This is a genomic window from Corynebacterium sp. LaCa117, from assembly GCF_046717765.1.
GTDB lineage: Bacteria > Actinomycetota > Actinomycetes > Mycobacteriales > Mycobacteriaceae > Corynebacterium > Corynebacterium kefirresidentii.
This window is the reverse complement of record NZ_CP177102.1, coordinates 1,342,682-1,367,624: the sequence shown is the minus strand read 5'-3', so window position 1 is coordinate 1,367,624 and position 24,943 is coordinate 1,342,682. Positions and strand designations below refer to the sequence as shown.

Annotated in this window: 26 protein-coding genes and 1 riboswitch; of the genes, 7 read left to right on the top strand and 19 right to left on the bottom strand. The window is 57.2% G+C overall.

Translation table 11 applies throughout. The annotated features are described in order from the left end of the window. The first annotated feature begins 13 nt into the window (after positions 1-13). Complete coding sequence (locus ACLI1L_RS06770; protein ID WP_411707188.1) at positions 14-607, top strand: bifunctional nuclease family protein; 594 nt, start codon at positions 14-16, stop codon at positions 605-607. Positions 608-753: 146 nt separating this feature from the next. Then, positions 754-1,317, top strand: coding sequence for a MerR family transcriptional regulator (locus ACLI1L_RS06765; RefSeq protein ID WP_023021584.1), 564 nt, complete (start codon positions 754-756; stop codon positions 1,315-1,317). 275 nt (positions 1,318-1,592) lie between these two features. On the opposite strand, the gene ACLI1L_RS06760 is transcribed toward ACLI1L_RS06765, so the two are convergent. From ACLI1L_RS06760 to gndA, 4 genes are all read right to left on the bottom strand, one after another. Then, positions 1,593-2,438 (bottom strand): hypothetical protein, encoded by an 846-nt coding sequence (locus tag ACLI1L_RS06760; protein WP_411707187.1) that lies wholly within the window; start codon positions 2,436-2,438, stop codon positions 1,593-1,595. 40 nt (positions 2,439-2,478) lie between these two features. Further along, positions 2,479-3,327: a 3-methyladenine DNA glycosylase gene (locus ACLI1L_RS06755; RefSeq protein WP_411707186.1), complete on the bottom strand. Its 849-nt coding sequence runs from the start codon at positions 3,325-3,327 to the stop codon at positions 2,479-2,481. A gap of 19 nt (positions 3,328-3,346) precedes the next feature. Further along, the gene (locus tag ACLI1L_RS06750; RefSeq protein ID WP_411707185.1) at positions 3,347-4,648 is read right to left on the bottom strand and encodes a DEAD/DEAH box helicase; all 1,302 of its coding nucleotides are present in this window, start codon (positions 4,646-4,648) and stop codon (positions 3,347-3,349) included. A 105-nt stretch (positions 4,649-4,753) separates the two neighbouring features. Continuing rightward, positions 4,754-6,205 carry an NADP-dependent phosphogluconate dehydrogenase gene (gene gndA, locus ACLI1L_RS06745; RefSeq protein WP_394286566.1) on the bottom strand — a complete coding sequence of 484 codons (1,452 nt, stop codon included), beginning with the start codon at positions 6,203-6,205 and terminating at the stop codon, positions 4,754-4,756. A 59-nt stretch (positions 6,206-6,264) separates the two neighbouring features. Here gndA and ACLI1L_RS06740 point away from each other — a divergent pair, with 59 nt between their 5' ends. Next, positions 6,265-6,711 carry a PaaI family thioesterase gene (locus ACLI1L_RS06740; RefSeq protein ID WP_023021579.1) on the top strand — a complete coding sequence of 149 codons (447 nt, stop codon included), beginning with the start codon at positions 6,265-6,267 and terminating at the stop codon, positions 6,709-6,711. Here ACLI1L_RS06740 and ACLI1L_RS06735 read toward each other — a convergent pair. Further along, a complete protein-coding gene (locus ACLI1L_RS06735; RefSeq protein WP_411707184.1) occupies positions 6,708-7,874 on the bottom strand; it encodes a saccharopine dehydrogenase family protein in 1,167 nt (388 codons plus the stop codon). The two genes, ACLI1L_RS06740 and ACLI1L_RS06735, sit on opposite strands and share 4 nt — an antisense overlap. A 23-nt stretch (positions 7,875-7,897) precedes the next feature. Continuing rightward, the gene (locus ACLI1L_RS06730; protein WP_086587696.1) at positions 7,898-8,971 is read right to left on the bottom strand and encodes a magnesium and cobalt transport protein CorA; all 1,074 of its coding nucleotides are present in this window, start codon (positions 8,969-8,971) and stop codon (positions 7,898-7,900) included. 108 nt (positions 8,972-9,079) lie between these two features. On the opposite strand from ACLI1L_RS06730, the gene ACLI1L_RS06725 reads away from it, so the two are divergent. Beyond that, on the top strand, positions 9,080-9,682 hold the full coding sequence (locus ACLI1L_RS06725) for a class I SAM-dependent methyltransferase (protein ID WP_034655351.1): 603 nt from the start codon (positions 9,080-9,082) through the stop codon (positions 9,680-9,682). Here the strand turns inward: ACLI1L_RS06725 and ACLI1L_RS06720 are convergent. From ACLI1L_RS06720 to ACLI1L_RS06705, 4 genes are all read right to left on the bottom strand, one after another. Then, entirely contained in the window at positions 9,679-11,214 is a 1,536-nt protein-coding gene (locus ACLI1L_RS06720; RefSeq protein WP_086587695.1) for a bifunctional hydroxymethylpyrimidine kinase/phosphomethylpyrimidine kinase, read from the bottom strand. The two genes, ACLI1L_RS06725 and ACLI1L_RS06720, sit on opposite strands and share 4 nt — an antisense overlap. Next, complete coding sequence (thiE, locus tag ACLI1L_RS06715; protein WP_086587694.1) at positions 11,207-11,836, bottom strand: thiamine phosphate synthase; 630 nt, start codon at positions 11,834-11,836, stop codon at positions 11,207-11,209. The genes ACLI1L_RS06720 and thiE overlap by 8 nt, the downstream gene beginning before the upstream one ends. After that, positions 11,837-12,649, bottom strand: coding sequence for a hydroxyethylthiazole kinase (thiM, locus tag ACLI1L_RS06710; RefSeq protein ID WP_086587693.1), 813 nt, complete (start codon positions 12,647-12,649; stop codon positions 11,837-11,839). It lies immediately after the preceding gene. Continuing rightward, a riboswitch (TPP riboswitch) is annotated at positions 12,637-12,734 on the bottom strand. (Overlaps the previous gene by 13 nt.) A 161-nt stretch (positions 12,735-12,895) precedes the next feature. Then, positions 12,896-14,239 (bottom strand): NAD(P)/FAD-dependent oxidoreductase, encoded by a 1,344-nt coding sequence (locus ACLI1L_RS06705; protein WP_023021572.1) that lies wholly within the window; start codon positions 14,237-14,239, stop codon positions 12,896-12,898. Between the two features lie 232 nt (positions 14,240-14,471). On the opposite strand from ACLI1L_RS06705, the gene ACLI1L_RS06700 reads away from it, so the two are divergent. Then, positions 14,472-15,785 carry an SAM-dependent methyltransferase gene (locus ACLI1L_RS06700; protein WP_411707183.1) on the top strand — a complete coding sequence of 438 codons (1,314 nt, stop codon included), beginning with the start codon at positions 14,472-14,474 and terminating at the stop codon, positions 15,783-15,785. On the opposite strand, the gene ACLI1L_RS06695 is transcribed toward ACLI1L_RS06700, so the two are convergent. The 4 genes from ACLI1L_RS06695 to ACLI1L_RS06680 all read right to left on the bottom strand — a co-directional run bounded on the left by ACLI1L_RS06695 (position 15,782) and on the right by ACLI1L_RS06680 (position 18,534). Beyond that, positions 15,782-16,690 carry a Dyp-type peroxidase gene (locus ACLI1L_RS06695; protein WP_411707182.1) on the bottom strand — a complete coding sequence of 303 codons (909 nt, stop codon included), beginning with the start codon at positions 16,688-16,690 and terminating at the stop codon, positions 15,782-15,784. The two genes, ACLI1L_RS06700 and ACLI1L_RS06695, sit on opposite strands and share 4 nt — an antisense overlap. 619 nt (positions 16,691-17,309) lie before the next feature. After that, on the bottom strand, positions 17,310-17,474 hold the full coding sequence (locus tag ACLI1L_RS06690) for a hypothetical protein (RefSeq protein WP_023021569.1): 165 nt from the start codon (positions 17,472-17,474) through the stop codon (positions 17,310-17,312). Between the two features lie 13 nt (positions 17,475-17,487). Beyond that, positions 17,488-18,189: a YceI family protein gene (locus ACLI1L_RS06685; protein WP_394285754.1), complete on the bottom strand. Its 702-nt coding sequence runs from the start codon at positions 18,187-18,189 to the stop codon at positions 17,488-17,490. Positions 18,190-18,192: 3 nt separating this feature from the next. Next, positions 18,193-18,534: a hypothetical protein gene (locus ACLI1L_RS06680; protein WP_034655353.1), complete on the bottom strand. Its 342-nt coding sequence runs from the start codon at positions 18,532-18,534 to the stop codon at positions 18,193-18,195. A gap of 130 nt (positions 18,535-18,664) precedes the next feature. Between ACLI1L_RS06680 and ACLI1L_RS06675 the strand changes: the two genes are divergently transcribed. Beyond that, positions 18,665-19,048 (top strand): RNA polymerase-binding protein RbpA, encoded by a 384-nt coding sequence (locus ACLI1L_RS06675; RefSeq protein WP_411707181.1) that lies wholly within the window; start codon positions 18,665-18,667, stop codon positions 19,046-19,048. A gap of 78 nt (positions 19,049-19,126) precedes the next feature. On the opposite strand, the gene ACLI1L_RS06670 is transcribed toward ACLI1L_RS06675, so the two are convergent. From ACLI1L_RS06670 to ACLI1L_RS06660, 3 genes are read right to left on the bottom strand one after another with little or no spacing between them, the layout of a single operon-like run. Further along, on the bottom strand, positions 19,127-20,020 hold the full coding sequence (locus tag ACLI1L_RS06670; protein WP_411707180.1) for a polyprenol monophosphomannose synthase: 894 nt from the start codon (positions 20,018-20,020) through the stop codon (positions 19,127-19,129). A 5-nt stretch (positions 20,021-20,025) separates the two neighbouring features. Beyond that, positions 20,026-21,555, bottom strand: a complete 1,530-nt coding sequence (gene lnt / locus ACLI1L_RS06665; protein WP_411707179.1) for an apolipoprotein N-acyltransferase — start codon at positions 21,553-21,555, stop codon at positions 20,026-20,028. Then, the gene (locus ACLI1L_RS06660) at positions 21,555-22,157 is read right to left on the bottom strand and encodes an FxsA family protein (protein ID WP_411707178.1); all 603 of its coding nucleotides are present in this window, start codon (positions 22,155-22,157) and stop codon (positions 21,555-21,557) included. Before ACLI1L_RS06660 ends, lnt begins: the two co-directional genes overlap by 1 nt. 85 nt (positions 22,158-22,242) lie before the next feature. Here ACLI1L_RS06660 and ACLI1L_RS06655 point away from each other — a divergent pair, with 85 nt between their 5' ends. Continuing rightward, positions 22,243-23,031 carry a precorrin-3B synthase gene (locus ACLI1L_RS06655; RefSeq protein WP_411707177.1) on the top strand — a complete coding sequence of 263 codons (789 nt, stop codon included), beginning with the start codon at positions 22,243-22,245 and terminating at the stop codon, positions 23,029-23,031. A gap of 14 nt (positions 23,032-23,045) precedes the next feature. On the opposite strand, the gene ACLI1L_RS06650 is transcribed toward ACLI1L_RS06655, so the two are convergent. Continuing rightward, on the bottom strand, positions 23,046-23,792 hold the full coding sequence (locus ACLI1L_RS06650) for an SDR family oxidoreductase (RefSeq protein ID WP_411707176.1): 747 nt from the start codon (positions 23,790-23,792) through the stop codon (positions 23,046-23,048). Then, the gene (locus ACLI1L_RS06645; RefSeq protein WP_086587685.1) at positions 23,793-24,920 is read right to left on the bottom strand and encodes a M24 family metallopeptidase; all 1,128 of its coding nucleotides are present in this window, start codon (positions 24,918-24,920) and stop codon (positions 23,793-23,795) included. Positions 24,921-24,943 lie beyond the last annotated feature (23 nt).

Genomic DNA, 24,943 nt, shown 5'->3' with positions numbered 1-24,943 from the left:
GAGAGTGGTAGTCATGAGTGATGTAACCCTAGAGTTCCACGGAATCCACCAAGTCGGTCCTGAAGATGATGTCTGCGCATTGTTGCGCTGGCCAGAGGAAAACCGCTTGATCCCCGTGTGGATTTCTCCCATTGAAGGCATGCAATTGGCCGCAGCTTTGGACGGACACCAGCCAAACCGCCCCAACTCACACGACCTGATCTGCGAAATCCTTGAAGCAACCGGTGGGGTGGAATCCATTGACGTTGCCAACTACCACCAGGGAACGTTCATGGTAGACATTAAGGCTGCGAACGGCGAGGCTTATGATGCTCGGGTTAGCGATGCGCTAGCTGTATCTGAATTTTTCAACGTCCCCATTTCCGCCGAGGCGGAGCTCCTCGCGCAGGTATCCGTTTATGCCAGTGATGCGGATCTGAAAGAATACTTCGACTTGGAGATTTCTACCCCTTCTCAAGATGATTCGGAAAATGGCAGCGAAAACGCGGAGTCTTCCACATCGGCATCAGGGAATGCGCAGGCAGATGCGGATTTCGAGGCCATGATGAGATCTTTGGGAATGGAAGAAAAGGATTTCCTTTCGGGGGATGATGAAGAAAAAAGTTAATGACACGCGTGTGACTAATGGTGACAATGTGGTTTTAGAAGTCTAAAGTTGTACTTGAAAGTTGAGCAGGCAGCGCTTGACGGGTGCATGCGCTTGGCTTTTAATTGATCTTTAGAACTTCCAACAAACCCCATTGGAGTAATTACGTGAGCATTATCGAGGACTCCCAGTCCGAATCCACCTACGTACAGGAATCACTTTTTGATGTCGGACCTGATGAGGAAGTGGGCTACCGCGTGCCTATTGCCTGCCAGGTTGCCGGCATTACTTATCGCCAGCTTGACTATTGGGCACGCACCAACTTGGTCAATCCGTCCATTCGAACGGCACGTGGTTCTGGTTCCCAGCGCCTGTATTCCTTCAAGGATGTATTGGTACTCAAGATTGTTAAGCGCCTGCTAGATACCGGCATTTCCCTGCAAAATATCCGTTTGGCCGTTGAGTCTCTGCGGGATCGTGGTGTCAATGATTTGGCAGAGCTCACTCTCGTATCAGATGGCACCACCGTGTATGAGTGTCGTTCTAACGATGAGGTAATTGACTTGCTTGCCGGTGGCCAGGGCGTCTTTGGTATTGCAGTTCCTGGTATTTTGAAGGAACTGTCCGGCACCATTTCTTCTTTCCCTTCGGAACGCATCGAAGACTTCGCCGAGGACAACGTCGTCGGGCTCGACGAGCTTGCTGCCCGTCGCAAGCGCAAGAGCTCCTAGGCTTCGAACATAAGAATCCACCCTATTTCCCGGCTCACGGGGAAATAGGGTGGATTTTTGATCTCTAAACAACAAGCAGCCTACGTTAAGTGACCCCTCGGAACCTTGTATCTCTGCGCGTCGCCGGGCCCTAGCCCAAGGCGCTTCGATCCGGCTTTTAACACGGGCTCGATTATTGAAGTGCCACCTGTACCTAGCTGTCGGTACCTTTATGGAGATAGAAGTAAAGGCACCGAACATAATTGTCCGGTGCCGAGGGAAATGGCAGTTGGGTATTAAACGCCTGCGGCCTTAGAAATAGCGCCAGTAAGCTTGGCTCCGTCCGCTGAGTCAACGGTGGTGAAGCTATCGGCTGCGGACTTTAGCGCCGCATCCACGTTTCCTTCACCTACGTGCACGACACTGAGGGAAACGTCCTTCGAAGCAGCGTCCTTAAGTGCAGCCGTAAATTGAGCATCATCCATGTCTTGCTCGGTACCTGTAGTCACCACGAGCACCCGCGCCTTGTCGCCGCTACCTGCAGCTTGGTCGGCAGCGTTAGCTACAGCCGCTACAACAGCGCTGCGCGTTTGTGGAACACCGCCAGTACCAAAGCCGCCGAGCGTGCCGGATACGGCATTGCCATCACCAAAGCCCAAGTTCTGGCGGTAGCCAACCGTTGCCGTCTCAGAGATAGGTGAAGAATAATTCCACAAGGACACAGCCCCGCCGTCAGCAGCTAGGTCAGACGCGGTGGTGCCCAAGGCCTGGGAGACAGGACCGTAGATGGGAGCCATTGAGGAGGAAGTATCCAAAAGAAGTAGGGTATTTGCAGCCATCGTTAGATCGGGCTTGGGTTGTGCTGCGGTACTAGGAGCTGGGGCGGAGCTCAGTGGGGAGGAAGAACTGGTAGGCGCGCCGGAAGTGGGGACACTGGAGGTCGCTTTCGTGGTCATCTCCGTTGTAGCCTCGCTGCTGCTTTCAACAGCTGCGGGAGCAGCGGCATCATTCTCATCGGCGTTGTCCATACCTCGCAAGAGGAAGGCCACCAAGGCGATGATGGCCAGAAGCGCGATGACAGTCACTGCAATAACCCATCCCGCTACTGCGAAGGTATTTTTCCCATTTGAATGCCGTGCCATGTGGTGTGTTCCTCCCAAGCAAACTGCCGTTGTTAGTGGCTTATTGTAGCGGGGCGAGTGACTGATCTATCACAGCGACAAGCCTGGCTCGCAGCGGTTCGGCCTTCTGCGCCAGGGAACGCTGCCGAGAGACATATTCGGCTTTGCCTTCAGGGGTTTCGATGGGCACTACTCCGAGACCCCAGTCACGGCAGTCATAAGGAGAGGCCTCCATGTCTAGGATGCGTGCTTTAATCGCCAGATCCAGGCACTCAAGGAATAGCTTGCCAGGAACCAGAGGGCCCAGCTTCCACGCCCATTTATAAAGATCCATCGTGACGTGTACGCAGCCCGCTTGGTCATTTGCGGGCTGGTCTTCGCGGTGCAGCACGGTGAGGTTAAGCGGACGAGCTGGTGGAGTAAAGAAACGGAAGGCATCGTAGTGGGAACACTTAATTGAGTGTTCATCCACAACTCGGTTTGTGCCTTCTGCACCTAGGCGCAAAGGAAGCGAATGGCGCGGGGTGTCTGTGTGGTAAACCATCGCCCATTCGTGCAGGCCAAAGCAGTCAAAGTGGGCGGGGTTGCTTGCAGAGTGGCGAAGAAGATTCGAGATATAACGAACCGAGCTACCGCGGCGTTGTAGAAAGCCAGCCACATCGACGGTTACGCCGTCTGGGGTGGCGTGGTAGTCGCGCCATTCGGTGTGTGGGGGAGTGCCTTCTAGCGCTATTCCTACACCCGGGTGCCAACGCTTCAAGTGGGAAGGCCGGACGGGGTAGTACTCAAAGAGAAAATCGAATACAGGGTGGTAGCTGCCAGGGTGGCGGAAACGCTCTAAGCGGTCGGTGGCTTGCTTTTCGTGTTGTTGCAGCTGAGCTTGCCAATCATCCGGGCTCAAAGTGTGCACGAGGGCATTCCTCCTTGTCTTAGCGGCCGCGGCGGCGGGTGTTTCTACTACCTGGGCGGCGGCGTTGAGATGGGGATCTCTTCTTTGCGGGCTTCGCTTGGTTCTGGGGCGTGGCCTGCCCAGGCGGGGGAAGGGCGGGACCATTCGGTTTGCGAGCACCCGTTACCTCCTTGAGCACAGGTGCACCTGCGGGATTATCGCGGCTAGAAATATCGTGCTCAGTAGCTGTGACCCCTGCTTTGCTAATAAGCGCGGATACTTCCTCGCGTTGTTCATCCATGACCAAAGTAACGACGGTCCCCGCCGCGCCGCCACGTGCCGTGCGCCCAGCGCGATGGAGATATGCCTTGTGTTCTGCGGGTGGATCGATATGAACGACGAGGGAAACATCCGCAACATCGATACCGCGCGCGGCAATATCGGTGGCAACCAGCACGGGTACGCTGCCATCGCTAAAGCCCTCGATGGCGCGGGTGCGCGCGCCTTGCCCCTTATCTCCATGTAGCGGATAAGCATTGATGCCAGCACGGCGCAGCTTTTTGACTTGCCTATCCACCCCGTGTTTCGTACGCATGAACATGATGGTTTTGCCCTGGCGAGCAGCAATTCGCAAGGCTACTTCATTCCGCGCCGGACGGTCACCGACGAAAAAGAGATGATGGGACATGGAGTCCACAGCAGCTTGAACCGGAGCGGTGGAGTGGACAATAGGATCGTGGAGGAATTGCTCCACCAGCTTATTGACGTCCCCGTCGAGGGTCGCCGAAAACAGCAGTCGCTGACCTGTTGCTGGGGTCAACCGCAAGAGTTTGCGTACCTGGGGTAAAAAGCCCATATCGGCCATTTGGTCGGCCTCATCAAGGGTGGTGATGCGGACCGCATCCAAATGCAGCTTTCCCTGGTTTATGAGATCCTGGGCGCGGCCAGGGGTGGCGACGAGAACATCGACGGGACGTGCCAGCGAGCGGATATGGTGATTGATATTTACTCCACCCACCACGGCGAGAACTCTCAAGCCAAGCGTTGCCGCAGGTTCATCAAGACGCTGGTAAATCTGGGTGGCCAACTCCCGAGTTGGCGCAAGAATGAGCGCACGGGGATGAGCGGGCTTGGAAGCACCCGTTCCGGCAAGGCGCGCGAGCATGGGTAAACCGAAGGTAAAGGTCTTTCCGGAACCGGTAGGGCCGCGGCCGAGTACATCTTTGCCCGCGAGGACGTCGGGAATCGCGGCGCTTTGGATGGGAAATGGTTCGGTGATGCCTTGGTCACGCAATACGTGCACTAGGCGCTGGGGTAAGCCGAGATCGGCAAAGGTAGTCATTGTTTACCCATACTATCGGCAGTAAGGCGGATCGCCGCATTCGTGTGGAAGCGCCTGCTAAATATGGGAAAGGGCCCCGAAGGGCCCCATCAAAGCAATACGAATCTAGTCGGTTTGGGTCAAGCTGCGGTCTCCAGACCACTCGATGTGGAAGGTACCTGGCTTATCGGTGCGCTTGAAGGTGTGCGCGCCGAAGAAATCGCGCTGGCCTTGAATCAGGGCGGCGGGAAGGCGCTCGGCGCGCAGGCTGTCATAATAGGAGAGGGAAGAGGCAAAGACTGGGGCCGGTAGGCCCAGCTGAGTGGCAGCAACGACTACTCGGCGCCACGGATCGATGAGGTCTTCCAGCTCACCCTTGAAGTAAGGATCGAGGATGAGGGCAGGAAGGTCTGCATTATTGTCGTAGGCTGCGCGGATGCGATCCAGGAACTTGGCCCGGATGATGCAGCCGCCACGCCAGATAGTAGCTAGGTCGCGAGGGTCCACATCCCATCCGAATTCCTCGGATCCAGCCTTGATCTCATCGAAGCCTTGGGAGTAAGCAATGAGCTTGGCTGCATAAAGGGCGCGGCGCACGTCTTCAATAAACTCGGATTTGTCCACGTCCAGCTCCTTGATAGTGCCGGCAGGCAGCTGGCCTTCTTGGGCAGCGCTGCGCTGAGCGGTGGAGGAGGAAAGCGCGCGGGCGAAGACCGATTCAGCGATGCCGGTAATGGGAACACCGAGCTCCAAGCCGTTGATGGCAGTCCAGCGGCCGGTGCCCTTTTGGCCGGCGGCGTCCATGATGACGTCGACAAGCGGGGCACCAGTCTCCGGATCCTTTTGGGCCAAAACCTCAGCGGTAATTTCAATGAGATAGGAGTCAAGGTCGCCCGAGTTCCATTCGCGGAATACCTCTGCGATCTCGGCCGGCTCCATGCCTGCGCCGTAGCGCAGCAGCTGATAAGCCTCGCCGATGACCTGCATATCGGCGTATTCGATACCATTGTGGACCATCTTTACAAAGTGGCCGGCGCCATCTGGACCAATGTGGGTAACGCATGGAGTGCCATCAACATTGGCGGCGATGGACTCAAGAATCGGGCCAAGAGTCTCCCAGGATTCCTTCGGTCCACCAGGCATGATGGCCGGGCCGTTGAGCGCACCCTCCTCGCCGCCAGAGATGCCAGCACCCACAAAGTGCTTGCCGCGGGCGGCTACGTCCTTCTCGCGGCGAATGGTGTCCGTGAACAGCGCGTTACCGCCATCAATAATGACATCGCCCTCATCCATGGCCTCAGCCAGCTGATCGATGACCGCATCGGTGGCCTTGCCAGCCTTAACCATGATGATTGCCTTGCGTGGGCGCTCCAAAGAAGCCACGAAGTCCTCGATGGTCTCCGAAGGCACGAAATTGCCTTCCTCACCGTGAGCCTCAATGAGCGCATGGGTCTTTTCAGGGCTGCGGTTGTAGACCGCTACGGTATTGCCGTTGCGGGCAAAGTTACGGGCCAAATTAGATCCCATGACCGCCAATCCCACGACGCCAATTTGAGCAAGTTCATTCTTATCAGTCATGCTGCCTATCCTACGTCACTGGGATGCGGTGCTGTCATCAATGGCTAGGCTGGTGGACTATGTCGGATACGCAGAAACTCAATGACTTGCTTCACCTCGCTCATACGCGGGTACTCACTGCAGAAGAACTGGCGTCACTTAATGCCCTCAATGGCGGCCTTGCGGAATTGATAGGGCTGCAATTTACCCATATAGGCCCGCGCGAGGCGCGCGCGAAACTGCAGGTTAAGCCCGAACATCATCAGCCCTGGGGAGTGGCCAATGGCGGGCTGTACTGTTCCATTGCAGAAACCGTGGCCTCCATCGCGAGCGTGGTGGCTGCCGACGCCCCCGCAGTAGGAGTGAATAATTCCAGCGACTTTATCCGCTCTACGGGACAGGGGGAACTGGAGGCTGTGGCCACACCAGTGCAGCTTGGTGGGCGCACCCACCTGTGGAGCGTTGAGATGCGCCAGGGCGGGGAGCTCATTGCCCGCACCACTTTGCGCACCATGATTTTGCGTTAGCTCACCCGCTCGGCAGTAAAGGACATCCCTTGGGAGGATAGCCGTTCCAAATACGGCTCAGCTAGTCCGGTGGCCGGGGTAAGTACGCCTCCTATGCGGTCAGAGTCGGCGCGCGATTCGAGTAGGCAGAGTGCAGCCTGGCTCAGCATCATGGCGGTAACCTCGTAGCCGGGGTCCCCCTGCGCTGAGACGGTTGCAAGCCAGCGCTCGCCGTCCTCAGTCACGCCGTGGTGGCTGACTTGGAAATGCGCGCCCTCAAGCCCAGGCGTGGGCAGGACCTTTTCCACCACCGGGCGCAAGCGTGATTGGGTGCCATCAAACAGCAGCTTGGTAGTGAGTGCCAATCCATAGGCACGTGCGCGACCGACTAGTCCGGCCCCCGCAAACCATGCTTCCTTATAAAACAAGCGCTTGCCCCACGCCCGCCCAAGCAGAGCGTTGGAGCGGCGCACCACGCGGGTATTGAACATGGACATGAAAAATGGACCCACCCAGCCAACGCCATCCAACTCTTTGACCTCAAAGTCCCGTTGGAGTCCTTCCAAGCGTGGACCAGCCTTCGGATCTGGATCGAGGGAATAAGGATTATGCAGGTTGCGGGCAACTCCCTTATCGGCGTGCGCAGCGAGCGAGACCTGCAGGGAAGATTCGATGGTGCCCGGCGAGATCCCGCCTTTCAGCTTGTCTACGACCATTTCAACCCGCGCAAAAGGCTTTGCTGCGGCCTTATAAAGGTTGAGCATCCCGATATCTGAAGGCACGGAATCGAAGCCGCAGGAATGAACGATGCGCGCACCTGTAGATTCGGCCACGGCATGGTGGGAATCGATGCTGCGGCGAATAAAGGGAACCTCACCGCACAGGTCAACATAATCTACGCCATGGCGCGCGCAGGCGGCAACGACGTTATCCCCATAAAGGCTGTAGGGTCCGACCACGGTGATTAGTACCTTGGTATGTTCCACCATGTGCTCCACATCGTCGGCATCATCGGCGGCGGCGATGGCGATGTCCCAGTGCTGATTGAGTTCATCGCGCAGCGCGGCTAGCACCGGTCGGTTCCGGCCGGCCAGAGTCACAGAGGGCGCGTTAATCGAGGCAAGGTAGCGCGCCACCAATTGGCCGACCAGCCCGGTAGCGCCGTAAACAGTGATATCACTCATAGTGCACGAGCGTACCGGAGGGATTAGAGCCAGTGGTTCTTTCGGAACCAGGCCCAGAGCCCGAGAACGACCAAGACCATGATGACAATCGCCATGGGGTAGCCCAAAGCCCAATGCAGCTCCGGCATGATGTCGAAGTTCATACCGTAGATACCTGCCACCAGGGTGGGTGCGGCCCACATGCCAACGACTGCGGAAATGGTGCGCATATCTGAGTTTTGTTGCATGGTTACCTTGGCCACCGAGGCATCGATAAGCGAGGTAAGGCGCTCATCGAAGCTGGAGACCTGGTCCTTGACTACGAGCTCGTGGTCGTTGACGTCGCGCAGATACGAGCGCAATTGCTTAGAAATCAGATCCTTGTGATCAGAAACCATGGATTTAAGCGCCACCGACAGTGGGTCGATGGCATGCTTCATCTCCAGCACCTCGCGCTTGAACATGTAAATTCGGTCTACATCAAACTTGAGGTTAGGGGTAAAGATTTCTTCTTCCAGCTCATCGACCTCAATGCTGATGAGACGAGAGATCTCCGAGTAACGGTCCACCATCATATCCAGGATCTTCCAGGCCATAGCCACCGGGCCAAGCTCCACCAGATCCTGCTCATCTTCCACCGTGTAGGCCAAGTTGGGAAGCTTTGCCCCGTGGCGCACGGTAATGATGAAGTTGGAGCCCATGATCATCTGGATCTCACCGGTGGAAATGATCTGGCGCTTATCCGTTACTTCATCGTGGTCGCGATAGTTCACGGAGCGGGCGACGACGAAGAGCTGGTCATCGTAGCGTTCGAGTTTGGGACGCTGGTGAGCCATAACTGCGTCTTCCACGATGAGTTCGTGGATGCCAAACTGTGAGGCCACTTTGGTCATTTGGGACTCGTAGGGCTCATGGAGGCCCACCCAAATAAAACCGCGGCCGTATTCCTCTATGGCTTCCAGCGCGGAGCTGGTGGAATACTCCCCGGGAAGCGCCTCGCCATCCACAAAGACGCGGCAGTGTTCAATCGCGCGTTCCGGCGGTACCGGCAGGGAGGTGGGCTTACTTGGAGGCTCGGGTTTCTTGCGGCCCCTAAAGGGTGAAGGTACGGATGGCATCGTTTCAGCCTCCTTTGCGCGGTAGTGCGGACAAGTTCGCAAAAATTCGACGGCGATTTTATGCAGCGGCTAAATCTTACACCGAAGGCGGGTAATATAATCGAATCTATGCCTACGTGGAAAGAAGTAACCGAAGCTAATCCCGAGCACTCCCATAATTTTGCCCGCAAATGGAAGCTGCTTGCCGCACAAGGCAAGGACATCAATGGCGAGGCCCGGCTTATTGATGCCATGGTCGAGCGCAACTCCACCATCCTCGACGCAGGCTGCGGCACTGGCCGAGTCGGTGGCGAATTGCTTCGCCGCGGGCACAGCGTCGTGGGAGTCGATGTAGATCCCATTCTTATTGAGCACGCAGAGCACGACTTTCCGGACGGCCACTGGTTCGTTGGAGACCTGTGCGAGGAAGAGGTGCCGGAAGGCCCCTTTGATATCGCCGTGTCTGCCGGCAATGTGATGGGCTTTCTAGCAAAAGAAGGCCGCGAGCCCGCTTTGCGCAATATCTTTAATTCTCTCAAACCAGGTGGTCGCCTGGTCACCGGCTTCGGCGAGGGCCGGGGCTGGGAGTTCTCCGACTTTCTTGATATGGCGCAGAAGGTGGGCTACCGAGTCGACTTCACCTTCTCCTCGTGGGACATGAAGCTATTCTCGGAGCATTCCACCTTCCTCGTCGCCGTCCTTTCGCGTCCGGGGTCGGACCTTCTGGCCTAAAAGCGCCTATCGGCTTGGTCGAAGAAATCTACCTCATGGTGGCTCGCTGTGATGTAGGCGCGCTCGGCCCGTGTACGAGTGCGCTCATCCGCTCCGCTGAGAGCCTGCTCGACAATGTCGAGGCTGGCGCGGACTCCGTTGAGGAAGTCTTCACCGCCGTACATGGATAGCCAGGAGTGATAGGGATGTTCTGGGGAATCGAAATCTGCGAGGTGTAGGCCTACCTCTGCATAAAGCCAGTAGCAGGGCAATACCGCCGCAGCGCCTACCACGTAGTCATCCGTATGAGTTGAACGGATAAGGAAGTCCGTATAGGCGCTAGTAACCCTAGAAGCTGCGGTAGTGATGCCCTCTTGCAGCCAGCCGCGGTGCAGCTCGGCCTCAACCGCCAAGCAATCATGCGCTCCTTCGGCCCAGTGCAGTTGCTGTGCCGCTGCAGGGGCTAGGCTGGCTAGGCGCGCCAAGGCCTTGGAGTAGGCGTTGAGGTACTGGGCATCTTGGTCGAGATAGAACCCAAAGGCTTCTTTATCCAAAGCGCCTGTTCCCAATGCCCGAATAAAGGGCAGAGCCTTGATAGCCTCCCAGTGATTTCCCGCCAAGTTCCACAGACGTTGCGTGTGTGGTCCGGCCGCAGGAACGCGGGGCTGCTCGACGTTTTCTGGTTCCTTCAAGCTGCCGGACAGGTAGGGCTGCGGCAGGGTAGAGGCCGCCCGCATGAGGCGCTGCGAGCGGTGCAGGTGGTCCACGGGACCGTGCCCTTTGCCCACCTGGAGCGCATCCGCGTGAACAATGGCTTCGTGCAGCCAGTGGGTGGACCACGTGAGCGCTGCGGTGTGGCTATCGCCGGCTCCAAGCCGGGTAGCCAGAGCAGAGGAGAGGGAGCAACCTGTGCCGTGCGTATTCTTCGTGTCCACCCGGCTCGAGGAGACGCGGTGAACGGACCCATCCGGATTCACTACCGCATTGTCTGCGATATCGGAATCGAGGTGACCGCCCTTGACCACAACTGCAGTAGAAGCTTCCTTCGCCCACAGTTTAGCGGTGGCGATGGCCTGCTCGAGGTCGCCTGCCTCCTCGGTGTTGGTGAGAACAGCCAATTCCTTCAAGTTTGGGGTGATGATATCCACCTGGGAACACAGATCTCGCACGGCTTGTTCGGCTTCCTGCTCCAGCAGCCTATCTCCGCTGGTAGCCACCATGACCGGATCCAAGACCACGGGAACATCGTCCGGCAGGCGACGTAGGAAATCTGCGACCTTGGCGGTGATGGCGGCGTCAGCAAGCATGCCAATCTTTACCGCGTCTATTTCCACATCGTCAATGACCGCATCTAGCTGTTCTTGTAGAAAGTCCACTGGTGGGACATGTACGCTGCGGACACCCTGGGTGTTTTGGGCTACCAAGGCTGTCACCACGTTCATGCCATACCCGCCCGCAGCGGCAATGGACTTTAGGTCAGCCTGGATGCCCGCTCCGCCCGTGGGATCAGTACCAGCGATGGACAGAACGCGGGGATAGATTCCCTTAGCCATGGAAAGCCTCCTTTAGTCGGGCGGCTGCTGCTGCAGGATCCTTGGCCGCCATGATGTCGCTGACTACGCAAATGCCGGCAAAGTCGCTTCCCGCCAGCTCGTGCGCGTTATGGTCTTTAATGCCGCCGATGGCGACGGAATCTATGCCGCGTTCCCGTGCGGCGCGGGCGAGGGCCGCTGCTGCATCTGGCCCCATCCCCGCCGGGGCGTTCTTCTTCGTGTTCGTCGAATACACAGGGCCAATACCGATGACATCCGGGCGGGTATCATCCGAAATAGCAGCAAGTTCGGCGTGATTGCCAATGGACAAGCCGATAAGTTGCTCATCGGACAGCATCCTTCGGGCTTCCCGGAAGGCCATGTCATCTTGACCAATGTGTAGATGGCAGCCAAGCTTTGCTGCTACCTCCACGCGGTCATTGATAAAAAGCGGTACATCGCCGAGTACGGCCAGCAGTTCCCGGGCGGTGTGTTCAATCTGCTCATCACTAGCTTCCTTATCCCGCAGCTGGACGACGCTAACCCCACCGCGTACAGCTTCCTTCACGATGCGAACCACGTTTTCTCGCCCGCCTGCCAGATCTGGATCGGTGACAAGGTAAAGCGACCAGTCGATTGCCATCTAAACCCCTTCGACGTCTGTGAGCTTGATTAGTCCCTCGATGTCCGCCGTCGGGACATCGTAGAGCGCGTCCAGCCAAGCAACGGCAAAGGAACCAGGCGCGTGGTGCTTTTCAGCTGCCACGCTGCCTGCCGCTCCCACGTGTGCGTGGGCCGCGATGATTGCTTCGAAAGGATCCTCCCACGCCGCCAAATATGCTGCGCAGATAGCACCGAGTGAACAGCCAGTACCAATGACGTTTTGGAGCATCGGATGACCGGAATGCAGATAGGCAGCGCGCGTGGTTTCACCGGCGTGGACGATAAGATCGCGGGGGCCGGAAATGGCTACTACAGCGCCAGTGTCCCGGGAAAGCGCTAGTGCGGAATCTAACGCGGCTTCCACTTCATCAGTAGATTCGACACCGCGGCCGCCCTGTCCGGTACCCGCGAGTGCAATTATTTCAGAAGCATTACCGCGGATTGCCCTCGGACCAAGGGGCAGCACCTCGTGCATGAACTTGGTGCGTTGGGGGAGACCACCGGCGCCTACCGGATCGAGTACCCAGGGGGTCTGTGCGGCATTCGCACCCGCGATGGCCTCGCGCATGCCGCCGTATTGTTCGGAGCTAGGCGTGCCACAGTTGATGAGAACACCACCGGCTACCTGTGCAAACTCGCGGGATTCCTCCGGAGTATCAACCATCGCCGGGCTGGCGCCAACGGCCAAGAGGGCGTTGGCGGTGACGTTGGAAACGACCTTATTGGTCAAACATTGAATAAGTGGTGTGGACTCGCGCACGGCATCGTGCGCGCGGAGAAAACTATATTCCACAACTATCCCTTCGCTAGTTCTAACTGAGTGCAGGTTCGATGGGTATTTCTCAGCCGCACCGTGTGCGGCACCCCATGTTGCGATCCTCAGCCTAACAAAGGTCACGGAAACTATGTGCGAAAATCGACGCTCCAGTGCCCAGTTGGGGTGGTGCTATCGCTATCAATGAGTAACGACAGGAAAATAGAAAATCGCCGCCCTTGCCCTGCATTGAGGCAGGAGGGCAGCGATGTGGTCGAGGAGTAATTACTTCTCGTTCTTGTTAATGATGTTGCGCGCAATGCGCTGCTGAGTGGTGATTTCTAGGTTGCCGCGGTCGCGGGAAAGAATATTGGTTGCCCAGTTCACCAGCACTGCCAGGCGACTGCGCAGGCCAATCACATAAGTCAGGTGCAGGCCCAGCCATGCTACCCAGCCAGCGAAGCCACCAAACTCGGTCTTGCCTAGCTTGACGACGGCGTTGAAGCGCTTGACGATTGCCATGGAGCCCTTGTCAAAGTAATCAAAGGCTTCCTTCTCATTGGCGGTAGACTCCTCGTCCACCTTTGCCTGAATGAGCTTAGCGACGTGCGCGCCACCCTGGATAGCAACCTGGGCTAGGCCAGGCAGGCGGTTGAGCGAGATCATGTCACCAACCATGTAGACGTTATTGTGCTCGCCCACGGTCAGGTCCTCGTTCACGGAGACACGACCAGCGCGGTCTGCCTCGACGCCAGCCTGCTCGGCCACCATCTTGCCCAGTGGGGAAGCGGCCACACCGGCGGACCAGATCTTGGTAGCACCCGTCAGGGTGGTCTCTTCCTCGGTCTTCATGTCCTTATAAGTGACGGTATCCGCGGTCACATCGGTCACCATGGCGTTGAGGTGAACCTGTACGCCTTCCTTTTCCAAAGTGCGCTGTGCCTTGCGGCCCAAGCGCTTGCCAAATGGAGGCAGTACCTGTGGGGCGCCGTCAAGCAAGTAGATCTTGGCGGAGGTGGTCCCGTAGTTGGAGTAGACATCGTTGAGGGTGCGGTTTGCTAGTTCGGCAATCTGGCCGGTCAGCTCGACGCCGGTTGGGCCAGCACCAACGATGATGAAGGTAAGCAGGCGCTCGCGCTCCGCTGGGTCATCGGTAAGCTCAGCCTTCTCAAACGCGGAGATGATGCGAGAGCGCAGCTCGAGGGCATCGTCCAAGGTCTTCATGCCTGGGGCGAACTCGGCAAAATGGTCGTTGCCAAAATAGGACTGACCGGAGCCTGCTGCAACCACCAGGGAATCATATGCGTAAGTGCGGGAGAACTCATCCTGCTCGGCAGTAACGGTCTGGTCAGCCAGGTTGATATCGGTAACCTCGGCGTTAACGAAGTGAACATTATCCTGATCGCGCAGCAGCTGGCGGGTGGACGGGGCCACCTCACCGGCGGAAATCATGCCTGTTGCTACCTGGTACAGCATCGGCTGGAACAGGTGGTGGTTCTTCTTATCGATGAGAGTGATTTCTACATCGGCGTTCTTTAGCTTCTGGACGGTGTTGAGACCACCGAAGCCAGCGCCAACCACGACAACGTGGTGACGGCCACCATTGGGACGATAAGCGGTATCAGTCATGGATTTATTGCGACCTTCCTCAAGAAAGCTAATGTTTTGTACCCATTCAGTGTAAACACTTCTAACAGAACGTGCATACTCATTGACTGATAAACTTCCGCGCATCGTTATTATTTTCGCGGCAGGAACCAATGCGCCTGTGCGGAGCGCCTAAGCCGAGGTGCGTGCCAAGCTGACTAAGGTAATTGCCGATAGTGACTTCCTCCGCCCACCAAGGAGCGCACCTGGCATTATGAGTTTTATCCGCCCCGAGCATTTGAGCTCCATCGATGCAGATTCCTGGCCCAATGTGGCTACAGTCCCTTCACCTCGTTGGCCTGGTTTAAAGGCTCGCCGTGCAGAGGCTGAATTTGCCAAGGCTTGCGATGACGCCGGATTGGAACTCGACTTGGAAGTAGAGGGCGGACCAGATCTCAAGGTCGGACACGATGCCTTGTTTGAACGAATCGCCGCTAGTGGATGGCTGGGGTTCGCAGAAAGCTTTATGGCAGGAGAGTGGTCCGTCAGCTCGTCCTCCCAGCTGGTAAAAGTGCTTGGGCGGTTGCTGGGGGTGGGATATCTTCCCAAGGCCAAGATGCTAGACACCGGCAATTCGGAGCCAGGGGAGTTGCCGATGGATTTGGTCCGGCTCTATTCCGGTGATGGTTTAAGCCATGTGGGTGGCATCTTTTCTAGCGGTGTGCCGACGACCATCAGGGAGACAGTAGAAAGCTATAGCCCCAAGGCCGGCCGCAAGGAACCGAAAAGCCACTTCGTGGATGTCACGACGCTAAGCGAGCCCACGAGTGTGGACAGAGATGATTTGGGCGATGCCCAGCGTCGCGCCGCTGATTGGCTTCTCGACGTCACTCGCACCGGCGCCGGAACCCACCTATTGGTGTACCCAGCCGCTGGAATGCAGCCTGCCATGCGCGCCACCAAGCGGCGCGCAACGGTAGACGTATTGACCAGCGATGTAGAGCAGATAAGTCACATGCGTGAGGCGCTCGTGCTCGAGGGGGCAGATGATTCCATCCATGTGGAACGCATTCCCGGGGTTGTCCCAAATCCCAAGCAATGGCGCGGACACTATGACGCAATCGTCACCGTGGAAAAGATAGAACAGCTTAGCCCACAGGAGCGTAAAGAGTATATTCGCGCAGTCGACCGGTTCTTAACCCCTAATGGCCGGGCAGGAATTCAGTCCCTTGTGGCGACCGAAGCAATGACCGACGCCGGAAAGGCCTCGATTCAGGCCTTGCGGGCATATGTGTGGCCCGCACTGGACTATCCGCTTACCGCGGAGCTGCACCAGCTCGTCGATAAGAACTCGAACCTGCGCATCGTATCGGAAACACACGTGGGGACGCACTACCTAGAATCTTTGCGTCAGCAACGATCCTTTTTTGATGGGCACCTGCGGGAGGCCGCGGCGGCTGGGTTCGACCCAGTATTCCGCCGCCTGTGGACCTTCCAATTTGCCCTCCGCGAGGCCTTAATGACACTCGGAATGATTGATGCGGTGCAATTTGGATTGGCCCACCGCAACCGTGGGGGACGCCGCTAGGCGGGCGGTAGCTCGTCGTAGTTTTTCATCAGGTCCGCGCTGGGCACAAAGAAGTTGGTGCCAGTAAGAGCGGTGGAGAAGTCTAGAATGCGGTCGTAGTTCCCCTCCGGCTTGCCGATGAACATATTGCGCAAACGTTCCATGACGTTTTCTGGATCCTTTGCATAGCCGATGAAGTAAGTACCCATCTCGCCAGCAGCAAAAGAACCAAAGACCATATTCTCGCGGTAGATATCTTCCTCAAGGTCGTTGAGAGCAACGTGAGAATTGGAAGGCTTAATATCATCATCGAGCTCGATATCGTCGGCCTTGGTGCGGCCAATGACCTTTTCTTGCTCTTCGGTGCTCAGCTCGTTCCACTTGTCGAGGTCGTGGATATATTTTTGTACGGTGACATAGGAGCCACGGGGGTAATCGGCGGCGTCGTCAAGCAACACGGTATCCAAAGCTTCCTCGGCGAGGGGGTTGGCGGTGCCGTCTACAAAGCCAAGCAGGTCGCGCTGGTCAAGGTATTTAAACCCCTGGGTCTCATCGATGACCGTTGCAGCATCTCCCAGCTGATTGAGCACCTGGCGAGCCATTTCGTGGCACAGGTCATAATTATTGGCACGGAAGTGCAAGAGAATATCGCCCGGTGTTGCCGGTGCCTTATGTGCGGCGTCAATAGCTGCAAATTCCTTGAGGTGTTCGGGCATAGGTGCGCTGGTCAAACGAGGCCACATGGAGGCGCCAATGCCGACTACGGTATAAAGCTCGCCGTCGTTATAACGGAAGTTTACGGACTTAAACAGTCCAGCGAACCCCGTGAGCATGTCGCGGGTGGCTTGCTCGCAGCCGTCCTTGATTTCGAGAACTAGAAAGAGGGCTGCGCGGGAAGGCTTATCTACTACATGCTGAATCGTCATAATGCCGATTTTACGCACCCTTAAGGGGCACAGAATGCTAGCGGGGGACAAATCGCGGGCAATGGAGATGCGGCGAAGAATTCATTGCGCGCGATTGCGCACTAGGGGGAAATGGCACCCAGATAAAATGACATAATGTACATTATCGGACATTTATCCATGGTTGGGCAGTTCCTCATTTATACCTTGGCATACCTCGAGCCTTCTGGTCGTTCTCATCAGGATCCCCGCTTGTTCCTTTTATTGCGGCGATTCCTTTCGCTCCGCCTTCTGCTGTGAAGCTCTGCTTTGCGACGTCGCGCAGTTGCCGCGATACACTCCAGTGGCCACTGGGCCGCCAAGCTGGCTGACTAATGGGCCGCCAAGCTGGCTGACTAATCCTATTGAGGGCCGCCGGTATGCAGTCTGCCTCCTGGATACCAGGCGCCTTAACTATTGGGCACTATTAAGCTCCTCCGTGCCACGGGCGCCAGCCATCTATGGCGTGTGGCTCCCGATGGGTGGTCAGACGGGTGGATTTCGGCAAAAATACACCCTACTGGAGCATGCAACCACACCACCATATAAAGTCACATTGACGATATTCGGGGTAACTACCCGCTCGCTTTGGATGTCTTATTTAACGATTACGGTAAGCACTCCACAGCTGCCATATAGTCAAAAGCGCCAAGCAGGCAGAAATCGCTACGATGACCCACATGTGTTGAACGGCTACGAAAATGGTAAAGCCGATGACTATAAGAAGGCGCAGCCACATAAACGGGATCATTTGGCGGGTGTTCATAGGCTCGTCCTTATTAGTCCTTCTTGAAGGAAATGCGAAGATTGACCTCGCCCTTTTCCTCGACCTTTGCGGCCAACATTTCCGGGGTTTCTACGCCATAATCAAGGCGATTAACTGGAACGGTGCCGCCGATGACGATGTCATCCCCGTCGCGGAGAACGTCAAAGTCTTGGGAAACCTCGTGTGTCTCATCCTTGATGGTCAAGTCACCGGTGAGCTTTACTGTGCCAATGGTGCCGTCATCTGGGACGTCGGCAAGCGAAGCGGGTTTGGTGAGCTTAAAGGAAGACTCCGGGAAGAGTTGCGTCTCAAAGAGTTTGGACTTCATGTTTTGGTCGCGGACCTTTTTATCCGTAGACAACTCATCCATATCCACGGTGACCGTCGCGGTTTTGAGGGTGGAATCAGAAATTTCTGCTTGACCGGTTACCTCAGTAGTCGAACCAGATGTAGTGGTCTTTTCTGCAGGTAGAATCTCATTGAAGGTAAATCCAACCGAGGTATGATTATCAGCACGCCCCTTGGCAACCTGCCAGGATCCATCTAGTTCCGTAGACGCGGCCTTAGCTCCATCGGCGGAAATAGGCTCTGTTTTTACACCGGCGCCCTTGAGAAGCGAATACACCATAGGGCCAATGGCCACGGCGGTGAGCAATACAATGAGCACCACAAAGATGGTGATGACGAGCTTGCGGTTATAAAAAAGCTTTTTCATCTTCTATCGAAGTCCTTCTAGGCGTCGGGCCAGGGCAACAAGCTCTTCGCACAAACCTGCAAGCTCCTGCGCACTAGCGCCTTCCTCCGCGGCGGTATTGATATCTTCTGCGGAACAACGTAGTTCAAAAAGTCCGTCGCGCAAACTTTCTGCCTTTTCCGGAGTAAGGATTACGGCGTTAGCGGGAATTCCCGTGCCACTAACATTATTTCTTTGCTCATACGCGCGCTGTTTGCACGAGGCGCTGCAGAATTTACGTGGCCGCCCTCTACCGCCTTGATCAATGTCCTTCCCACACCATTGGCAGGAACCGACGTTGCGTTCACGACTAGCTGTACGGATCACCCGATACACTTTAGTGCATTTTAGGCGGGCTGGGAACAAAGACGCGAGGGTGTTCGTTATAATTAGTAGCTCTTAGGCGAAGTTTTGCTTCGCACACAATCAGGGATCTCTTTGAAAAGGATGATGTTGCATGGCAGATCGCGTACTCCGTGGCAGCCGTATGGGCGCAGTCAGCTACGAAACCGACCGCGACCACGACCTCGCACCGCGCCAAATGGTGAAATACCGCACCGAAGACGGCGAGATTTATCAGGTGCCTTTTGCGGATGATGCTGAAATCCCTGAGGAATGGATGTGCAAAAACGGCAAGCTAGGCCACCTTGTAGAAGGTGAAGGCGTTGAGTCTAAGCCGGCTAAGCCGCCACGTACCCACTGGGATATGCTGCGTGAGCGCCGCTCCATTGAGGAGTTGGACGAGCTCCTAGAAGAGCGCATTAACCACCTGCGCTCCCGCCGCCGTTCCGCAGCCCGCCTGCTAAAGGAGCAGCAGGAACAGCAGCAAAAGAACTCATAAGGTTCTGCGGCAGACAAAGGCCCGTACCTCCTTAGGTTTACTAAGGAACGGTACGGGCCTTTAGCGTTGAAGCATGGGCTACTTCTTCAACTGTGCAATCTGGTGCTTTGCTAGGTGAGCAATTTCCCCGGCGAAGTCAGAGACCCAGCCGGCGCCCTTGCGGGCCTGCACGCCTAGATCGTGAATGGAGCCATCCTTGACCTCACGATTGACCAGCTTGGATACGGCGTCGCCGAAATCCTGCAGCTGCTCCGTGCGGTGGGCAACGCCCCACTTGGTTACCTCCAGCAGGGAATCTTTCACGAAGGAGCCATCAAGCTTGGACTCGCCGTATTCGCGCTCGGTGAAGGTAATAGGAACCTCGCGGACATCGAAGCCGGCCTTAACCGCGCGGAAAGCCAGATCCACCTGGAAGATATAGCCCGCCTTGGATAGCTCGTCGAAATCAATGGAATCGAGGAGTTCGCGGCGGAAGGCACGATAACCGGCGGTCATATCGGACAGGCCAGCGCCCAGCGCCACGGAGATGTAGATATTACCCAAGCGGGAAAGGTACTCGCGAGAAGCCGGCCAGTTGACGGTCTCGCCGCCCGGAATATAGCGGGAGCCGATAACTAGGTTCGCACCCTTGTCTACCTCTTCGAGCAGCAAGTGGAGTTGTTCCGGCGCGTGGGAGCCATCTGCATCCATCTCGCACAGCACCTGGTAATCACGCTCCAAGCCCCACTCAAAGCCAGCGATATAGGCGCCTAGCAGGCCACCCTTGCCTTCGCGGTGGAGAACGTGGATATGGTCATCCTGCGCTGCGAACTCATCGGCCTTGTCGCCGGTGCCATCGGGCGAATTATCGTCCACGATGAGGATATGCACCTCTGGGACCGCCGCGCGGACGCGTCCAGTAATGAGAGGAAGGTTTTCGATCTCGTTATAGGTCGGGATGATGACCAAGGTCGAGGCTTCAAGCGTGCTCACAGTGTTTATGCTCCTACGTATGTATCTGTGCCGGAGCGGCGCGGGGTGCGTCGCAGGCGGTTTGTGCGCAAAGCTACCAGTGCGCAGACTGTTCCAATAATAACCATGAGCCATTGCAGGGGCGAACCAAACCTAACGGAAAAGGTCTCGCCGCTACGCAAAGGCAACTGCTCCACGAGAGCGGCCGGCGTGAAAATTTCCGTGGACTGGCTGACGCGGCCATCGGGGTGAACAATGGCAGATACTCCAGAGGTCGCCGCCACCACCACGGCACGGTCTGTCTCCATCGCACGCAGCCGGCTCATGGCCAATTGCTGGTAAGTCATATCCGAGTAGCCAAAGGTGGCGTTATTGGTTGGCGTAGTCAGCAATTGTGCGCCATTTTTGACCGATTCTCTAAAGGCGTTGTCGAAGGAGACTTCGTAACACGTTGCCACGCCTACCGGCACGCCCGCCATGGAAACCACACCTGGACCATCGCCGGGTTTGAAGTCCCCGGCAAGTTCCACGTAGTCAGAAAATTTGGCAAAGAAATCCCGCATGGGCATCGTCTCACCGAAAGGCTGCAGGTACTTCTTATAGTGGTGGTCCCCTACGGCGTGGCCAGGGGCAAAGACCTGCATTGTATTGCGGGCGCCCACGTCATCGCGCGTAGCGGTGCCAACCAGAACGGGGGCATCAATCGCATCAACGGCACCACTGATTGCCGCGGCTGCCCTACCGTCATGGAAAGGATTGATATCGGATGAGTTTTCAGGCCAGATGACGAGGTCGATGTCCTTGTCGCGCGCGGCCAGCTTCTTCGTTTCGGCCACATGATTATTGAGAACCGCTTGGCGCTGCCCAGCAAAATCTAGGCCCATGCGGGGTACGTTTCCTTGGATTGCTGCAACCTTTGCTTCGCCAATAGTAGCGTTGTCTCGGTTGATACCCAATCCTGCCACCGTCGCCGTTATTAGGGGCAGGATAGCTGCTGCTAGGGCGATACCCTTGATCATCCAGCCGCGGTGAAACAACAGTGCGGCGATTCCGCAGCCGCACAGTACTGTGGCGACGGTGATAAGCGAGGTGCCACCCCACGGCGCCAGCTTGGCTAGCGGCCCGTCGATTTGTCCCCAGGCCAGTTTGACCCAGGAAAAACCGCCGAAAGGTAGAGAAGAACGCAGCACCTCCACCGCGAGGTAGACGAACGGGAAAGCAATAAAACCGTACTTCCACCGTGCCACCGCGGCGCCGCTAAAGCCCAATAGGATGGAGTAAACCGCAAGCCATACTGCCAACGCAATATACGGCCCGCTTCCCACCAATTCACCGATCCAGGGCAAGGTGAGAAGATAGAGCACGAGTGAATGCGCTACCGCGAGTAGTGCGCCCAGACGGGCGGAGACGTGCCTAGTTCCCCAAGGCATCAAACTCACATAGAGCAAGCCCATGCCTACTACTGCGCCCCACCACCAGCCGCGGGGCTCAATGGCGGCATAAGTAAGCAGACCAGAAAGGCCCGCCACTAAAAGGCGGGCAAGGATGGGCAACACTAGCTCTTGCCGCCCTTGGTCTCGCCACCGGAAGGGCCAAAGTCATCCGGATCTAGGTTTTCAGTCCACCGGCGAATCTCTTCCTCATCCAAGACCTCATGTGGGCCAGCGTCCTGAGTACTCGGGTGCCCGCTGTGTGCGGCTTGTTCGCGGCCGAAGGAGCCAAACTCGCCATACGTGTCATGCTGCTGCGCCATCGGGGTTGCCTCGTAGATCTTGACACCCATATTCTCGATCTTGCGGTACAAAGACGCTGCCATAACTGTGCGGATGATTGCACGGGTGGGCGAGAAAATAAGTAGGGCGCCGAGAATCGTGGTGAGGAAGCCAGGCAAGGAGAGCAACATGCCGCCTACCAAGGTAAGACCTACGTTGCTGGCAGTCTTGCCCATATTGCCGCCGCGGACAACGTAAGTGCCGTCTCCCGTGCGCTCGACCTGCTTTCCCATCAAGCGCCGGACTTCAATGCCGGCGATGGACATTCCGAAAAACATGGTGACAAAGAGCGCGATTAGCGCCCAACCTACACCGATCCATGTGGATACGGCCCAGAAAGTCAGGGTTTCTGCGACCATGTAGAGAGCAAAATAGAAAAACGGCATGGTCTCAGTTTAACGAGGCAGACTGAAAATGCGCTGGCAACACTCATGAACTATGCTGCAGCCGCGGCAGGTTAAACTGGTGCGCATGTTTACTCCTGCGCTTTTCGACGACCCTCAGTACGGCACGTGCACCCGCATCCACGTTGCCGGCGGCAGCACCCACGCCCCCGATTGGGTAACTTTGGCAGAATGCGCCAGTGCTTGCGCGGATGGATTTGTGTACATCGACCGGTTTTCTGCCATCGAGCTGCGCGGAATTACGGATGCGGAGGCACTTAAGCGGCGGCTCCAGGGCTTGCATTTGCATGCCGCCACGGTGCCGGTGCTGGCCTCACCCCTATCGGCAGCGGCCAAGCAGGCGGCCCAAGATATTGCGGCTGAACTGGGTGCGGTAGAAGGCGGGCCAGGTCTTGCAGTCATCGCGGAAGAGGATAACTTGCCCGCGGGTGCCGCTGGTGTGAGCTTAAACATCAACAAGGATGGTTCTTTGCACCTTGGGCGCTCCCCGCTTGGCGACGCCCCTACTGCCCCACTTACCCCACACGCCGCCGCCCGTCATTATGAGGAAGCACTCCAGCGCGCGGAGGCCGAGGAACACACAAGCTCCGCCCTGGCAGAACCCGGCCCTATTGGCTGGCTGGATGAGCATCTTCCTGCGGGCATCGTTGATCTGGGCGCAGGCGTTCATAAAGGCGCAATTCCAGCCGAGTTTGCTCAGCTCATTGGGCAGCTGGAGGTAGACATCACCGTCACCCCGTGGGGTGGATTAGTTTTTCACAATATCGCTGAGGGCGATGCCGAGGTGGTTCTACGCGTACTCGCCCCGCGTGGATTCATCTTCGACATCAACTCCCCACTGCTCCGCGCACACTAGCAGGACCGCAGCCTCTAGCGCGGCATGTGCCGCCAGATTGGGCGCGGCACGAGGCGCATGATCCACGCTAGGGCCTGTAGAGCTCTGGGGATCCAGATGGTGCGCGAACGCGGTCTCCCGCGCCGTGCATCGTGGTCTATGCAGCTGACCACGGCCTCGGCCACATCCTCTGGACGCACCGAAAGCGGCGCCGGTTTCATTCCTTCTGTCATGCTGCCAATCACGAAGCCGGGGCGTGCGGTAATGAGTCCTAGCCGACTGCCGTGCAGCTTATCGGCCAAACCTTGACAGAAGGCGTCAAGACCAGCCTTGGTAGAACCGTAGACGTAATTCGCTCGACGGGCCCTCCACCCTGCGATCGAAGAAAACGCGATGATGTGACCGCGCTGCATGCGCTCAGAAACCAAGGTGAGCAGGGAAATCTGCGCCGCGTAATCAATCGTGGCGATGTCGACCGCGTGGGAAGCATCGCGTTCCGCTCGCTCCTGGTCACCCAGGATGCCAAAGGCTGCAACCGCAATCTCCAGAGGTCCTGCTAGCTCTATCGCGCGATCGACAACGCCGGCATGGGACGGAAAATCTGCGGCGTCGAAATCAAGCAAGTGCACGCTGCGCGCGCCCGCGGCCCGCAGCTGCTTTTCTCTACCGTCCATTCCGTGGGTGCCACGAGCAGCGAGCACGATGTCCTTACCGGGAGCCACCCGCCGAGCTATTTCGCCGCCGATATCACTGCGGCCGCCGAGGATTAGTACGCCAGCCATTTAACGGACTTCACGCGGAGCTAGGTTGAGAGACTCGTAGCCATTGTTGGTAAGCACCACGATATCCTCCAAGCGCATGCCCCACTTGCCTTCCACGTAGATGCCCGGCTCAATGGAAAAGGCCATGCCTTCTTCCAATGTGAGGTCATTGCCTTCCATAATGAACGGCTCTTCGTGGGTAGATAGACCAATGCCATGTCCGGTGCGGTGGACAAAGTTGTCGCCCCAGCCGGCCGCAGCGATTGCCTTGCGGGTAATGGCGTCGATCTCTGCGGCGGTGCTGCCGGGGTGGGCTGCGGCGCGGGCGGCTGCTTGGGCGTCGGCAAGCACGGCATAAGCATCCTGAAAGTCCTGCGGCGCCTTGGAAACGTCCCCGCCGACCACGTAGGTGCGGGTGCAATCGGAGTGGTAACCGGAAGGCAGAGTGCCGCCGATATCGACGACTACCGGTTCTCCTTCCGCGAGCACGCGGTCCGAAAAACTATGGTGCGGGTTGGCGCCGTTCGGACCCGAGCCTACAATCACGAAATCGATAACGGTGTGCTCTTGCAAGATGAGCTCTTCCAATTCCCGAGCCACCTCCGCCTCGGTGCGGCCCGGCTGGAGGAGTTTTGGCACCTGTGCGTGGACTGCATCGATGGCCTGGCCAGCCTTGCGCAGCTCGGCAATCTCAGCTTTATCCTTGCGGGTAAAAAGCTCCGCCAGCGCGTAGGTAGCCAACTGAAAATTGGTTTGTGGCATCAGATCCTGAAAACGCAGGACGTGGTCTGCAGTCAGCGACTGCCCCAGGGCCACGTTGTTTAGAGCAGTGCCTGCACCGTCTAGTGCTAGCTCATAGGGATTATCGCCGTCGTTCCAACCCCGCAGCTCTACATCCAGCTCTCCTACCGGAGCGGCCTTGATATCGGTGATATCGGTATTAGGCGCAGCGATCCAGGCATTGCCGTGCTGCGGCACGACCAAAACGGTAAGGCGTTCGTGCGAGGAAACCCAAGAGCCAGTGAGATAGGCAAAGTCTGGACCCGTGCCGATGAGGAGCAGATCGATGTCCTTGTCCTTAGCGGCCTGTTGGGCGGCCTGCAGGCGCTGGGCGTAGACATCAGCGGAAAAAGTCTGAGTAACAGTCATGCTCCAGAGTCTACCCGCCCCAG

Bases quoted from the DNA above. Each gene is read 5' to 3' on its own strand.
- ACLI1L_RS06675 (WP_411707181.1), top strand. From the start codon at position 18,665: ATGGCAGATCGCGTACTCCGTGGCAGCCGTATGGGCGCAGTCAGCTAC.
- gndA (WP_394286566.1), bottom strand. From the start codon at position 6,205: ATGACTGATAAGAATGAACTTGCTCAAATTGGCGTCGTGGGATTGGCG.
- ACLI1L_RS06645 (WP_086587685.1), bottom strand. From the start codon at position 24,920: ATGACTGTTACTCAGACTTTTTCCGCTGATGTCTACGCCCAGCGCCTG.
- ACLI1L_RS06735 (WP_411707184.1), bottom strand. From the start codon at position 7,874: ATGAGTGATATCACTGTTTACGGCGCTACCGGGCTGGTCGGCCAATTG.
- ACLI1L_RS06720 (WP_086587695.1), bottom strand. From the start codon at position 11,214: ATGGCTAAGGGAATCTATCCCCGCGTTCTGTCCATCGCTGGTACTGAT.
- ACLI1L_RS06770 (WP_411707188.1), top strand. From the start codon at position 14: ATGAGTGATGTAACCCTAGAGTTCCACGGAATCCACCAAGTCGGTCCT.
- ACLI1L_RS06700 (WP_411707183.1), top strand. From the start codon at position 14,472: ATGAGTTTTATCCGCCCCGAGCATTTGAGCTCCATCGATGCAGATTCC.
- ACLI1L_RS06655 (WP_411707177.1), top strand. From the start codon at position 22,243: ATGTTTACTCCTGCGCTTTTCGACGACCCTCAGTACGGCACGTGCACC.
- ACLI1L_RS06750 (WP_411707185.1), bottom strand. From the start codon at position 4,648: ATGACTACCTTTGCCGATCTCGGCTTACCCCAGCGCCTAGTGCACGTA.
- ACLI1L_RS06660 (WP_411707178.1), bottom strand. From the start codon at position 22,157: ATGCCGTTTTTCTATTTTGCTCTCTACATGGTCGCAGAAACCCTGACT.
- ACLI1L_RS06705 (WP_023021572.1), bottom strand. From the start codon at position 14,239: ATGACTGATACCGCTTATCGTCCCAATGGTGGCCGTCACCACGTTGTC.
- ACLI1L_RS06695 (WP_411707182.1), bottom strand. From the start codon at position 16,690: ATGACGATTCAGCATGTAGTAGATAAGCCTTCCCGCGCAGCCCTCTTT.
- ACLI1L_RS06760 (WP_411707187.1), bottom strand. From the start codon at position 2,438: ATGGCACGGCATTCAAATGGGAAAAATACCTTCGCAGTAGCGGGATGG.
- ACLI1L_RS06740 (WP_023021579.1), top strand. From the start codon at position 6,265: ATGTCGGATACGCAGAAACTCAATGACTTGCTTCACCTCGCTCATACG.
- ACLI1L_RS06730 (WP_086587696.1), bottom strand. From the start codon at position 8,971: ATGCCATCCGTACCTTCACCCTTTAGGGGCCGCAAGAAACCCGAGCCT.
- ACLI1L_RS06690 (WP_023021569.1), bottom strand. From the start codon at position 17,474: ATGAACACCCGCCAAATGATCCCGTTTATGTGGCTGCGCCTTCTTATA.
- thiE (WP_086587694.1), bottom strand. From the start codon at position 11,836: ATGGCAATCGACTGGTCGCTTTACCTTGTCACCGATCCAGATCTGGCA.
- ACLI1L_RS06725 (WP_034655351.1), top strand. From the start codon at position 9,080: ATGCCTACGTGGAAAGAAGTAACCGAAGCTAATCCCGAGCACTCCCAT.
- ACLI1L_RS06685 (WP_394285754.1), bottom strand. From the start codon at position 18,189: ATGAAAAAGCTTTTTTATAACCGCAAGCTCGTCATCACCATCTTTGTG.
- ACLI1L_RS06650 (WP_411707176.1), bottom strand. From the start codon at position 23,792: ATGGCTGGCGTACTAATCCTCGGCGGCCGCAGTGATATCGGCGGCGAA.